Below are 13917 nucleotides of genomic sequence, written 5' to 3' on the forward strand. Positions count from 1 at the left end.
TGAGGGGGCCCGAAGCTGTCGCTGCAGGCCCCCCGGTAGGTGCGGTCCGTTTGCTCAGAAGCGGGTACGGATACCGAGGCGGTAATTGCGTCCGATGGCATTGCCGATGAACGGGTTGTAGCCAAGCGGAAGCTGCGCTTCGGCCGGTTCGGCATCGGTGAAGTTTTCTACCGCGGCCTGAAGCTGGACGTCGGCCCCCGCGATCGCGAGATCGTAGGCCACCGAGAAGTCGTGCTGCGTGTAGGAACCGCTTTCGACCCCGAAATTGGTGCCCACGCCGCCGCCCGTGCTGAAGCACGGATCGCGATCGACGCAGCGATCGTCGGTCACCCCGTCGATGTGCTGGACCGAATAGCGTGCGTTGAAATCGCCGAACCCGAGATTGACGAACGCATTGGCGCGCCATTCCGGAACCGTGTTCGGATCGCGGAAATAATTGCCGAAGCCCACCGCGTCATAGGCGGGCTGCACGTTCACGCCCTGGACGATGAAATCGTCGAAGCTGTAATCGAGGTTCCACACCGCATTGGTGCCGAAGCTCAGATCCGCCCGGTCGCCCAGCGGGAAGCTGGCGTTGAGCGCGAAGTCGAGACCGGCGATCTTGACGTCGGGCCCATTGACGAAATCGGTCCGCACGCGGCTGATGTCGATCCCCAGCGTCGTGCCCTGGATACACTGGTTGTTCGAGAAGGTGATCAGATTGGCCAGCGGGCTCGAACAGTCGACCGGGGCCTGCCCGGTGGTCTGGAAATTGCCCACGAAGCTCGCGATCGCATTCCCCGGCGTGGTGGTGATGCGGTCTTCGAGGTCGATCGACCAGTAGTCGACCGAGAAGGTCACGTCGCCGCCGCCGACCGGTGCGGAAATGATCGCCCCGATGTTGTAGGTGAAGGCGGTTTCGGGATCGAGATCGGTCGGGTTGCCGTAGATGTCCTTCGACTTGTAATTGCCGCCTGCCGCGGTGAAGCCTTCGAGCGCGGTCACGAAATTGGGCGACACGTTCGATGCCAGCGGGCCGCGGAAGGTGGTCCCCACCGATCCGCGCAGGGTCAGCCAGTCGGTCACTTCGAAGCGCGCCGAGCCCTTGGGATTGATCGTCGAACCGATCGGGCTGCCGTAATCCTCGAAGCGGACGGCCGCCGACAGTTCGAGCCGGTCGGTGATCGGCGCGTTCACTTCGGCGAAGAACGCGTAGACGTCCTGCTGCAGCTTCACCGGGCGCGAACCGCCAAGGAAGATGAACGGGCCCACCCCTTCGGTGGTCGTGCCCACGCAGCTCTGGTCGCCTTCGATGAAACACGGGTTCACATCGACGTTCGATTCATCGTTGTAGGGATCGCTGGTATAGCGATTGTCGCGGAACTGGGCGCCCACGGCGAAGGCCAGCGGCCCCCCGGAGAAGGTGAGCCCGGTTTCGCCCGCCAGGACGAAATCGAAGACGAATTGCGATTCCTCTTCGCGCGTGCCGTTGGGGACCTGCAGCCACGCCACCAGCTCCTCGCTGTTGTCATTGCCCGGCACGTAGAACGGGTTGGCGATGTTGAACGAACCATTGCCCGGACCGGCGTTGGCGAAGGGGTTGAACCACTGGCAGCCATTTGCGCCCGGGGTGGTGCCATCGCAGTCGGGACCGCCAAAACCGTTCAGCGCCGCTTGCAGGCGCGACCCGATGATCCCGGGGGTGTAGAAGTCACGCTTCGATTCCCAGAAGGTGCCGTCGACATTGAGCCGCAGCGTATCGCTCAGCGCGAACTCCAGCCCGCCGCTGAAACGGTAGGCATCGTTGATTGCGCTGCCGGTGCCGGCGCCGCGGTCGGGATCGCGCGGATTGCCGAGGAAGCCGAACGGCCGGTACAGCACGTTGGTGATGGCCACGATCGGATCGGTTGCCGAGCTCTGCGGCAGGCCGACCTGGTCGAGGAAAGCGGCCACGCCGGGGTTGTTCGGCGAGGTGCTGAACGCGCTGACGAAGCCCGACCCGCGCGGCCCCTGCGTCGGCGGGAATGCCGGCGAATAGTTGAGCGAGGTCAGTTCGCTGCGCGAATAGAGCGCCTCGGCGCGGAAGCGCAGCGTATCGCTCAGGTCGACGGTGAGTTCGGCGAAGGCCTGGTAGCGGTCCTCGTCCTCGGTGATGTTGTCGAAGGGGACATAGGTGAAATAGCAGCGGCCAAGATCGACCGTTCCGCCCAGTTCGGTACAGCCCGCGTCGGGCCGGATCTGCGTGTTGACCGTGCCAGTCCCCGTATCGAGATAGGAGACTGCGAACAGCCCCGGGGTCGCCAGCGCGGAATAGGCCGAGGGATTGGTTTCGTAACCGACGTTGACGAAGTCGCGCTGCGGCGTGCCGAGTTCGCTGCGGTGCTGCCACCCGGCGCCGAAGACGAAATTGCCCGTGTCGCCCAACTCGACACCGGCCAGTGCGCTCAGGCTGTAATTGTCGTCGGAACCGTCGATGAAATTGTAGTCACCCTGCACTTCGAGACCGGTGAAGGTCGAGCGGGTGATGAAGTTGGCGACGCCTGCGATCGCATCCGAACCGTAGGTCGAACCGGCCCCGTCCTTGAGCAGTTCGATCCGTTCGAGAGCGAACAGCGGCATCAGCTGGGTGTCGACGAAACCCGCGCCGGGGCTGAGGATGGTGCGCTTGCCGTTGAGCAGCACCAGCGTGCGCTGCGGCCCGAGCCCGCGCAGGTTGAGCGAGCCGACGCCCTGGAAACCCTGTGCGTCGGTGGAAAACTGGTTGGTATCGCCCAGCGATGCGCCGACCGAGGGCAGTTCCTTGATGAATTCGAGCGGGCTGTCGACGCCCTGTTCGGCGAGGTCGTCGGCGGTGAAGACATCCACCGGCAGCGCCGCGTCTTCGGGCGTCCCGCGAATATAGGAACCGGTAACGACGATGCGGTTTTCATTTTGCGTCGCGGCTCCGGCGGTCTCGACCTCTGCCTGGGCCAGGGCCGGGGTTGCCGAAAGCGCAGCAGTGGCGAGCGCGCCCAGCGCGCAACTGTGGCGTAAAGTGAATCTGGTCATGTCCCTCTCCATTTGGAGGTACGTCTTTTTTATCGCGTACCTTCCACTCGAAAGAGAATGCGCAGTTTCGCTTTATGTCAAGTCGGCAACAAGTTCCTTTTGTAATCGGTCGCCCTGGGCTCATACCGATAATTCTAAATTACTCTTTAAGTTACGCGGGCATAGCGGCGCGATTGCCACGGCCCGAAATTTTTCAACCGACCGTGCTCGACGCGCAAAAAAGGGGCCCGGCATCGCGTGATGCCGGGCCCCCGTTCATGGTCGGTGACGCGATCAGAAGCCTGCGCGTACCGTGATGCCGTAGGTGCGCGGTTCGGCGAGGAAGGCCGAATAGGTCTGCTGCTCGGCAACGAACGGCGTGTTGAAGGCCACCTGGCTGTAGTCGATGTCGAACAGATTGTTCGCCCACAGCTCGACGCCCCAGCGACGGTCGGGACCGGTGATGCCGACGCGGCCGTTGACCAGCGTGAACCCGTCCTGTTCCTTGCCGTACAGCAGGTCCGAACCGGTGTTGTAGTCATCGGTGGTGCGGGCGTTCAGGAAGAACAGGCCCGACAGACCCGAATTGCCGATCGGCGGGGTCCAGCTGAGCGAGGCGGTGGCGGTCACTTCGGGGGCGTTCGACAGATTGTCGCCCGGAAGCAGCCGCAGCGCGGGATCGAGCGGCGATCCGTTGTCCTGGCCCACGAGATTGTCCTCGTAGCTGGTATCGGCATAGGTGAGACCCATCGTCATGGTGAGGTCGCGGATCGGGCTGACCGATGCCTCGAACTCGACACCCTGCGCGATCACGCCCGGAGCGACGTTTTCGGCAGCGCAGCTTCCGGTGGATCCGTCGCCATCGCGATCGGCCCCGCCGAGATCGGTGTCACAGCCATTGATGTTCTGGACCAGGAAGACCGTGCCGTTGAAGGTGTTCAGCTGGAAGTTGGAGAACTCCTGGCGGAACGCGGCAACGCTGAAGCCCCAGTCGCGGGCCGAATATTTCACGCCCACTTCGAAGGCATCGACCGTTTCGGCGTCGAACTGCAGCGCGCTGGGGTCCAGAGTGGCAGCGTCGAATTCGACCGGCAGAGCGAGCGCCGAGCGATCGAGATTGAAGCCGCCGGCCTTGTAGCCCTTCGAGTAGGAGCCGTAGACCATCCAGTCGGGATCGGGCTTCCAGCTGAGGATCGCGGTACCGGTGAACTCGTCTTCCTTGCGCTGGTCCGACAGCGTCACGCCGTCGAGTTCGGCAGTCGAGTTGCCCTGGCACGACAGGCCGATGAGGCCGGCCGCGAGACCACCAAGCGGGGTCGCCAGAAGGCCGTCCAGCAGCGCGCGGCTCTGCGGGCAGAACACGTTGTCATTGCTGAAGGCTGCGTCGAAATCCTTGGTTTCGTTGGTGTAACGAAGGCCAAGCGTCAGATCGACCGTGTCGGTGACGTGGACGATGTTGTGCGTGAAGACCGCGAAGTTCTCGCTGGTCTGGTTGTACCGGTCGCCATTGCTGCCGATATCGCGCACCTGCGCCAGATTGTTGATACCGGCAATGATCAGCGGCGTTGCCGGTCCGAATGCCGGAGTGCCGGTAAGCGTCCCGTCCAGCGCGGCGACATTGGCACCCAGGCAGTTGTCGGCCGACGGGTTGGCCAGCGCGGGGTTGATCGCCAGCGCGATACGGCAGTTGGCGAAAGTGCCGTAATCGTTGCCGAACCGCAGGTTGTCGCGCGTTTCCAGCTTTTCATTGGCGTAATAGGCGCCGATCAGCCAGTCGAGCGTGTCGTTGAATGCCGTGCCGTTGAGGCGGAATTCCTGCGTGAAGGTCTTGAATTCACGCGCGCCGGCATCGGGGCCGGGGGCACGGTACAGCAGGTCGACCTGCGTGTAGTCGGTGTCCGAACCCTGGAAGTTCGAATATTCGCGATAGCCGGTGATTGAGGTCAGCGTCACATCGCCGAAGTTCCAGTTCACTTCGCCCGAAATGCCCCAGTCTTCGGTCTCGCCCTGGTAGGAACGACCGGGAGACACGTAGATATCGCGGTTGAAGGTCGACTGCGTCAGCCCGCGCGGATCCTGCCCGAGCCCGAGCAGGATCGGGATGATCGGATTGTCGGTGCTGGTGAGGGCGGGGCCGCCTTCGGGGCGGTTGTACCGGTCGAGCCCGGGCGATACGCGTGCGAGCGGCGCAAATTCGGGCTGGACGAAGGTTGCGGCGCAGCAGGCCTCGTCCTTGTTCGAATAATCGCCAACGAGGCGGATGCTGAGATCGCTGGTCGGTTCGAACAGCAGCTGGCCGCGCACGAGATAGCGGTCGCGGTCGTTGATCCGCACATCGTTGACGACATCGTTGTAGAAGCCGTCGCGCTCGAAATAGACGCCGTCGATCCGCGCGGCGACCGTATCGCCCAGCGGCGCGTTGATTCCGGCTTCGACCTTGATCGCGTCGTAATTGCCATAGGTGAAGGCGCCGTAGCCCGAAAATTCGAACTCGGGCGGGGCGGTGTAGATGTTGATCAGGCCGGCCGAGGAGTTGCGGCCGCCCAGCGTGCCCTGCGGGCCGCGGAGGATCTCGACCCGGTCGAGCGGTCCGAGTTCGGACAGCGCATTGCCCGAGCGCGAACGATAGACGCCGTCGACGAAGACCGCGACCGAGCTTTCGAGACCGGGGTTGTCGCCGACCGTACCAATGCCACGAATACGGGCCGAACCATTGGCTTCGTTACCGGTCGAGGAGACCAGCAGCGAAGGCGCGACCTGGTTGAGGTCGCGAATGTCGGCCACGCCCGATTTCTCGAGCATTTCGCCCGACACTGCCGAGACCGCGACCGGAACGTCGGACAGCGCCTGTTCGCGGCCCTGCGCGCGCACGATGATGACATTGCCACCATCGACTTCGGCATTGTCGATTAGATCGGTATCATCGACACTTGTGGCTGCATCCTGCGCCTGGGCCATGGCCGGGGTAAGCGCCAGCGCACAGGCGAGGGCACCGAAGGCGCATTGGTGGCGTAAACCGAATTTACTCATTTTTTCTCCTCTCACCGGGCCCGGCACACACCGGGCCCATTTGTTGTTTTTTTGCAGTTCAAACCGGCATGGCGGGCGCTGTCAAGGCGCAGCGGACGAACGACTTCACCGTTCGACCGATTTCCATACCGGCGTTTCAATTATGTCGCAGATTCGATGAAGGTCAGGCGAACTTTCCGCTGTCTTCGGCTCGCGCGCGCAGATAGTTGCTCACCGGCAGTCCGTGCTGCTCCAGCCCGGCGACCACCGTATCCAGCCCGATCGTCTGCGCCCAGAACATCGGTCCGCCCGTGTAGAGCGGCCAGCCATAACCATTGATCCACACCACGTCGATGTCGCTGGCGCGCTGGGCCATGCCTTCATCGAGGATTTCGGCGCCCTCGTTGACCATCGGATAAAGCAGCCGTTCGCGGATCTCGTCTTTCGAAATCGCGCGCTGCGGCTTGCCCTCCTGTGCCGCGAAATCGGCGATGATCTGCTTGACCTCGTCCGACGGCGTGCGGTTGCGCGCCTCGTCGTAGTCGTAGAAACCCTTGCCCGCCTTCTGCCCGAACCGTCCCGCCGCGCACAGCGCTTCGCGGATGGTGGTCACCTTGCTCGGATCGCGGTGCCAGCCGATGTCGATACCGGCGAGGTCGGCCATCTGGAACGGGCCCATCGGAAAGCCGAAGTCGAGCAGGACGTCATCGACTTCCCAGTAATTGGCGCCTTCCATCAGCAGTTCGTTCGCCTGTTCCTGCCGCTTCGACAGCATGCGGTTGCCGATGAAGCCGGGACACACGCCCGACACCGCCGCGACCTTGCCGATCTTCTTCGACAGCTTCATCACCGTGGCTAGCACATCGTGCCGCGTTTCCTTGCCGCGGACGACCTCGAGCAGCTTCATGATATTTGCCGGCGAGAAGAAGTGGAGCCCCACGACATAGCCCGGCCGCTGTGTTGCCGTGGCGATCTCGTCGACATCGAGATAGCTGGTGTTCGAGGCCAGGATCGCACCCTGCTTGACCACCTCGTCGAGCTTCGAGAACACCTCTTTCTTGACCTTCATGTCCTCGAAGACGGCCTCGATCACCAGGTCGCAATCGGCGAGGTCTTCATAGGCCAGCGTCGGGGTCAGCAGGCCCATCGCCTGCTCGACCTGCTCGGGCGACATGCGGCCTTTCTTCGCGGTCGCTTCGTAATTCTTGCGGATGATCCCGGTGCCGCGATCGAGCGCGTCCTGCGCCATCTCGAGGATCGTCACGGGGATGCCGGCCGACAGGAAGTTCATCGCGATGCCGCCGCCCATCGTGCCGGCGCCGATCACGCCGACCTTCTTGATCGGGATGAGCTGCGTGTCCTTGGGCACGTCGTCGATCTTGTTCGCAGCGCGTTCGGCGAAGAAATAATGGCGCATGGCCGCGCTCTGCGTGCCGGTCATGAGCTCGGTGAACAGCTCGCGTTCCTTCTTCACCCCGTCGGCATAGGACATCTGCCCGGCGGCCTTGACCGCCTCGATCGCGGCATTGGGTGCGTCGAAGCCGCGGATCTTGCGCGCCTGCGAGGCGCGGAAACGGTCGAACAGGTCGGGATCGCGCACGCCGTCCTCATTGGCCTTGCCTTCCGACGCACGCGGCACCGGCTGGCCGATCTTCGACCTGGCAAAAGCGATCGCATCGGCTTCGAGACTGTCTTCGCCCACGAGCGCATCGAGCAGGCCGATCGCCTCGGCCTTCTTGGCAGGGATCGGATTGCCGCCCACGACCAGCGGCAGCGCGGCTTCGGCGCCGATCAGGCGCGGGAGGCGCTGCGTCCCCGCAGCCCCGGGGATCAGCCCGAGCTTCACTTCTGGCAGCCCCATCTTGGCGCTGGGCACCGCGACGCGGTAGTGGCAGGCCAGCGCGACTTCGCACCCACCGCCCAGCGCGGTACCGTGGATCGCGGCCACGACCGGCTTGTCGCTCGCTTCCATCGCGTCGAGCGTTTCGGGCAGGTTGGGCCCGACCGGCGGCTTGCCGAATTCGGTGATGTCCGCCCCGGCGAAGAAGGTCTGCCCGTCGCAGCGAATGACCACCGCCTCGACGCCATCGTCCGCCAGCGCTTCCTCGATCGCGTCCTTCAGCCCGGCGCGGACGGCCTGGCCCAGCGCGTTGACCGGCGGATTGTCGGAAATGACCACCAGGACATTGTCATGGCGTTCGGTGCGAATGGGGGACGTCATCGGTTTCTCCTCAGGCGTGGGATTGGGTGAGGGCGGAATAGATCAGGGTCTTGAGCTGCCGCCGGATGGGATAGGTCGACGAAGGATAGACCTGCGTCATGAAAACCATGGTGATCCGTTCGACCGGATCGACGAAGAAGGCGGTCGAATAGGCGCCGCCCCAGTAGAATTCGCCCAGGCTCGACGGCATCAGCGTCTTCGCAGGGTCGATCACCATCGCAAAGCCCAGGCCGAACCCGGTGCCGGCATTGTTGGCTTCGGAAAACAGACTGCTCGACATCTCGGTAAGGTCGGCCCCGCCGGGCAGGTGGTTGGTGCGCATCAGCCGCACGGTCTTCGGGCTGAGTATCCGCGCGCCGTCGAGCTCGCCGCCGTTGAGCAGCATCGTGGCGAAGCGGTGGTAATCGGCAATGCTGCCGACCAGTCCGCCGCCGCCACTGTCGAAGGTACCGGCTCGGTTGAGTTTGCTGGTGGCCCCGGCGTCGATCATTCTAGGGGGCTTGCCGGGCCGATAGGCATAGGCATCGACCAGCCGGTCCGCCTGGCCTTCGGCGACCCCGAAGCGCGTATCCTTCATCCCCAGCGGGCCGAAGATATGCTGCTCGAAATAGTCGCCCAGGCGCATGCCGCTGATCCGCTCGACCGCAATCCCCAGCACATCGGTCGACACCGAATAATTCCATCCCTGGCCGGGCGCGAATTCGAGCGGCAGCTGCGCCAGCTTCTCGATGTAGCCGTCGCTGTCGAGGTGATTGCGCGCGAAGTCGAAATTGTTCTCGCGATAGACCGCGTCGATATTGGTGCGGTTCTGCAGGCCGTAGGTGAGGCCCGACATATGCGTCAGCAAATCGACGAAGCGCATCGGCGGGGCAGGGGTGCCCGGCGCGAAGGGGATCGAACCGCCGCCACCCGCATAAAGCGCGAGGTCAGCAAATTCGGGAAACACCCGCGTGACCGGTTCCTCAAGCGCGACCTTGCACTGTTCGACCAGCTGCATGAAGGCCACCGAAGCGACCGGCTTGGTCATGCTGGCGATGCGGAACAGCGCGTCGTCGCGCAGTTCGCGCCCGTCATCGCCCATTTTGCCGAGACTGGTGTAATGGACCGGCCGGCCATCGCGCGCGACCACCAGCTGCGCATTGGGCAGACGCCCGTTCGCAATATAGGCGTCGCTGAGGAAGGGCGCGATTCGCGCCAGCCTGCCCGCGTCGAATCCCAGCTCTCCGGCATCTGCCAGATCGAACATCCTGATCTCCTCTCCGCACATACCTATGCTTCGGTTTTGCCTGAATAGCGATTTCATCTGTTCTTGCCACCCTCATACCTTTGCTTCGAAGGCGACTTGCGCGACGCGGCCCCGCGGGGTTAGACCGATTGTTTGAGAGAGTTGGAGACTCGCCCACAGAGGCGGGAAGGGGAGAGCCATGAATAATCTCGCGCACGAAATCGGATTCGTGCCACCGGCCGGCTGGCCGGCCATGTCGCGGGCCGAATGCCGCGACCGCCTCACCGCACCGGGCGAACGCTTCGAAATGGAGACGATCGACATTCGCGGCGTGCCCACCCGCGTGTGGAAGCACGCGCCCACCAACATGCGCCAGGTGGCGATGGCCGCACGCACCCACGGGGACCGGCTGTTCGCCATCTACGAGGACGAGCGCGTCACTTATGAAGCGTGGTTCCGCGCAGTCGCGCGAATGGCTGCCGAACTTCGCGAGCGCGGTGTGGCGAAAGGCGACCGCGTGGCGCTGGCGATGCGCAATCTGCCCGAATGGCCGGTCGCGTTTTTCGCCGCGACCACGATCGGCGCGATCTGCGTGCCGCTCAATGCCTGGTGGACGGGCTCCGAGCTCGCCTTCGGCCTCGCCAATTCGGGCGCCAAGCTGCTGGTGTGCGACGCCGAACGCTGGGAGCGTATCGCCCCGCACCGCGGCGAGCTGCCCGATCTCGAACATGCTCTCGTATCGCGCAGCGATGCGCCACTGGAAGGGGCAGAGCAGCTTGAAGACGTCCTCGGAACGCCCAAGGATTATGCAGCGCTTCCTTCCGCCGCGCTGCCCCAGGTGGACATCGATCCCGAAGACGAAGCGACGATCTTCTACACCAGCGGCACCACCGGCCAGCCCAAGGGCGCGCTCGGTACGCATCGCAATCTGTGCACCAACATCATGTCGAGCGCATACAATGGGGCGATCGCCTTCCTGCGCCGCGGCGAGGAACCGCCGGCGCCGGTGCAGAAGGTCGGTCTGACTGTCATTCCACTGTTTCACGTCACCGCCTGTTCGGCGGGCCTGATGGGCTATGTCGTGGCCGGGCACACCATGGTGTTCATGCACAAATGGGACCCGGTTAAGGCGTTCCAGTTGATCGAGCGGGAGAAGGTCAATCTGACCGGCGGCGTCCCGACAATCGCCTGGCAATTGCTCGAGCATCCCGAACGCGCGAATTACGACCTCTCCAGCCTCGAGGCGGTGGCTTATGGCGGCGCTCCGGCGGCCCCCGAACTGGTCCGCAAGATCCACGAGGAATTCGGCGCGCTGCCGGCCAATGGCTGGGGCATGACCGAGACCATGGCCACGGTGACCGGCCATTCGAGCGAGGATTACCTCAACCGGCCCGACAGCTGCGGCCCGCCCGTCGCGGTGGCCGATCTCAAGATCGTGGGAGATGACGGCGTTACCGAACTGCCGGTGGGCGAAGTGGGCGAGCTGTGGGCGCGCGGTCCGATGGTGGTGAAGGGCTACTGGAACCGACCCGAGGCGACCGCCGAGACATTCGTCGACGGCTGGGTCCGCACGGGCGATCTGGCGCGGCTGGACGAGGAAGGCTGGTGCTACATCGTCGACCGGGCCAAGGACATGATCATTCGCGGGGGCGAAAACATCTACTCCTCCGAAGTCGAGAACGTGCTCTACGATCACCCCGCGGTGACCGATGCCGCGCTGGTGGCGATCGCGCATCCGACACTGGGCGAAGAACCCGCGGCGGTCGTGCACCTCGCCCCCGGCATGTCCGCTACCGAGGACGAATTGCGCGAATGGGTCGCCGCGCGTCTTGCCAAGTTCAAGGTGCCGGTGCGCATCGCCTTCGTGCAGGACACGCTGCCGCGCAATGCCAACGGCAAGATCCTCAAGAAGGATCTGGGTGCATTCTTCGCATGATCCGGCCAGCGGCGACCCGCAAGTTCGGCGAGAAGCGCGAAGCGATCGTCCATGCCGCGGCGGTGTTGATAAACGAGGTCGGGGTCCAGGCGACCACGCTGGCCGAAGTGGCGCGCGCAATCGGGCTCAACGCCACCAGCGTCACCTATTACTTCCCGCGCAAGGAACAACTGGTCGTTGCCGTATACGACCAGACGCTGACGCTGATGGAAGACATTGCGCGCGATGCGCTGTCGCAGGCCGATCCCGCCGCGCGGCTGCGCCATTTCATCGCTGCGCATGTCGAGCTGAGGAAGCGTATCCGCGCGGGCGAACGCGGGCTGACAGTGGCGCTGTCGGAAATCCGCACGCTCGATCCCGAAGTGCAGGATCCGCTGATGGCGCATTACCTGCGCGTGGTCGATCTGGTGCGGCGTTTCTTCGGCGAATGGCACGACAACGCCGAACGCGCGCTGTTTTCGGCGCGCGCGCATATCCTGCTCGAAGCGGTGATGTGGTGGCCGGTGTGGTCGATCCGCTATTCGGTGCTCGATTTCGCGCGCATCGAGGAACGGCTGTTCGACGTTCTGGCGCATGGCCTGCCGGCGCAGCGCGGCCGGTTCGAACCCGAACCGCTGACGGGCGGCTGGCGGACGGGGGAAGACGACGATGCGACGCAGAACGAGGCCTTCCTGCGCGCCGCGACCGTGATGATCAACGAGCGCGGCTATCGCGGCGCCTCGGTCAACCGCATCGCCGAAAGTCTGAATGTCACCAAGGGCAGTTTCTACCACCACCACGAAGCCAAGGACGATCTGGTGCTGGCCTGTTTCCAGCAGAGCTACGACCGGCTTTCCACCGTGCAGATCGCGGGCCGCGATATCGGCACCGATTACTGGAAGCGCCTGTCGAGCGTGCTGGCGGAGCTGGTCGACCTACAGTTCTTCGACCGCACGCCGCTGCTGCGCACCACCGCGCTGCAGGCGCTGGATACCGAACACAAGAGCGGCGTCGTCACGCGGTCCAACCGGCTGGCCCGCCGCTTTGCGGGCATGCTGATCGACGGGATTGCCGATGGTTCGGTGCGTCCTATCGATCCGCTGGTGGCGGGCCAGGTGATCATGTCGACGGTCAACTCAGCCTATGAGGCGCGGCACTGGGCGGCGCGTTTCGAACAACCGGAAAAAGCGATCGAGACTTATCTGTCGGTCATGTCGGAAGGCGTACTGGCACCGTCACGCTGAGGTGCGCGGTTCGCGCACGCGCCACAGCATCAGCGCGAGGCTGGCCAGCAGCGAAGCGAAGGCGGCAACGATCAGCGGGGCATAGCCCAGTGCCGCGATGCTCAACCCGACGAGGATCGGGCCGACCGAGGACACGCCGCCCTCGACCGTGGTCGTCAGCGCCAGTCGCATGGGAATGTCCTCGTGCTCGCCGAATTCGAGCACCAGTGTGACCGCGGCCATCATCCAGCCCGAAAACCCGAAGCCGAGGGAGACGAAGCTGGCATAGACCAGCCAGCCTTCGCCCAGCACGAGCAGCAGCATGCCCACCAGGCTGCTGATCAGCGCGCCGAGATAGACCGTGCGGAAACCGAAGCGGTCTCCCAGCGATCCCCAGACGAGGTTCGACATCGTGTCGGCCGCGAGAAAGGCGAAGCTCAGCGTCCCGATCAGCGCGCCGTCGAGGCCCAGCCGGTCGCCGACATAGAGCGTCCAGAAGGGCAGGCCGACGCGCGCGATCGCGGCGAGCCCATGCGCCCACAGGAACGCGCGGAAATCGCGGTGGCGAAGCAGTTCGCCGAACTGGCCGATCCGTTCGCGCAGCGGGATGGCAGGCCGCCGCCGCGGGGCATCGGGTTCGCGGATCCCCAGCCGCAATACGAACAGCCCGACCGAGGTCAGGATGAAAGCGAGCAGGAAGGTGGTGGCATAGCCATTGCCCAGCCATTGCTGCTCGATGAAATAATGACCCGCCACCCAGGCGAGCACGGCGGCAATGAGGCCGCCGACCATATTGCGTATGCCCTGGAGCCGGCCGCGCCGGTCGATCGGGATCAGCTTGGCCATCAGCATCTGGAACGCCACCCGCTGCGCCCCGCTGAAGAAACCGAGCAGCAGGAAACTGGCGAGCGTGACCACCAGCAATGCGGTGCCTTCGAGCGTCCAGGCCGCGATCGCCAGCACGAGGACCATCACCCGCATCATCGACCCCACGGTGATCGCATAGGGCAGGATGCGCTGGCGGCTTTCGACCTGCGCCCCCGACAGGATCGGCGACACGGTGCCGCCCAGCTGCAACAGCGCGGTGCCGAGGCCGACTGCGGCGGCGCTGCCGGTCAGCAGGTAGAGGTAGGCGGGGATGATCGTGGGGGCGTAGATCAGGCGAAAGCCCGTCATTCCGAATACGCCATGCGTCAGGTTGGTGGTGTAGTTGCGCCGGAGATTGGCTTCCATGAAGGCGCTGTGGCGCCCCCAGACATCGTCGTCCGGGAGCGCCCCTGCGGTGTCGCCCGAAGAGGCGTTAGCGTCGCTCAATCGC

Annotated in this window: 7 protein-coding genes; 2 read left to right on the forward strand and 5 right to left on the reverse strand. The window is 64.4% G+C overall.

All coding sequences use genetic code 11. The features are described 5' to 3' along the window. Positions 1-54 precede the first annotated feature (54 nt). The 4 genes from WKH79_RS00300 to WKH79_RS00315 all read right to left on the reverse strand — a co-directional run bounded on the left by WKH79_RS00300 (position 55) and on the right by WKH79_RS00315 (position 9482). Positions 55-3027: a TonB-dependent receptor gene (locus WKH79_RS00300; RefSeq protein ID WP_341859261.1), complete on the reverse strand. Its 2973-nt coding sequence runs from the start codon at positions 3025-3027 to the stop codon at positions 55-57. A 273-nt stretch (positions 3028-3300) separates the two neighbouring features. After that, positions 3301-5964, reverse strand: coding sequence for a TonB-dependent receptor (locus WKH79_RS00305; protein ID WP_341860074.1), 2664 nt, complete (start codon positions 5962-5964; stop codon positions 3301-3303). Positions 5965-6199: 235 nt separating this feature from the next. Next, a complete protein-coding gene (locus tag WKH79_RS00310) occupies positions 6200-8236 on the reverse strand; it encodes a 3-hydroxyacyl-CoA dehydrogenase NAD-binding domain-containing protein (RefSeq protein WP_341859262.1) in 2037 nt (678 codons plus the stop codon). A gap of 10 nt (positions 8237-8246) precedes the next feature. After that, positions 8247-9482 (reverse strand): serine hydrolase domain-containing protein, encoded by a 1236-nt coding sequence (locus WKH79_RS00315; RefSeq protein WP_341859263.1) that lies wholly within the window; start codon positions 9480-9482, stop codon positions 8247-8249. Positions 9483-9660: 178 nt separating this feature from the next. Between WKH79_RS00315 and WKH79_RS00320 the strand changes: the two genes are divergently transcribed. Further along, positions 9661-11397, forward strand: coding sequence for a class I adenylate-forming enzyme family protein (locus WKH79_RS00320; RefSeq protein WP_341859264.1), 1737 nt, complete (start codon positions 9661-9663; stop codon positions 11395-11397). Continuing rightward, entirely contained in the window at positions 11394-12620 is a 1227-nt protein-coding gene (locus WKH79_RS00325; RefSeq protein ID WP_157052102.1) for a TetR family transcriptional regulator, read from the forward strand. Before WKH79_RS00320 ends, WKH79_RS00325 begins: the two co-directional genes overlap by 4 nt. Here WKH79_RS00325 and WKH79_RS00330 read toward each other — a convergent pair. Then, positions 12612-13913 (reverse strand): MFS transporter, encoded by a 1302-nt coding sequence (locus WKH79_RS00330; RefSeq protein WP_341859265.1) that lies wholly within the window; start codon positions 13911-13913, stop codon positions 12612-12614. The two genes, WKH79_RS00325 and WKH79_RS00330, sit on opposite strands and share 9 nt — an antisense overlap. Between the last annotated feature and the right edge of the window lie 4 nt (positions 13914-13917).

It is taken from the genome of Qipengyuania sp. GPGPB31, assembly GCF_038396345.1.
Classification (GTDB): Bacteria; Pseudomonadota; Alphaproteobacteria; order Sphingomonadales; family Sphingomonadaceae; genus Qipengyuania; species Qipengyuania citrea.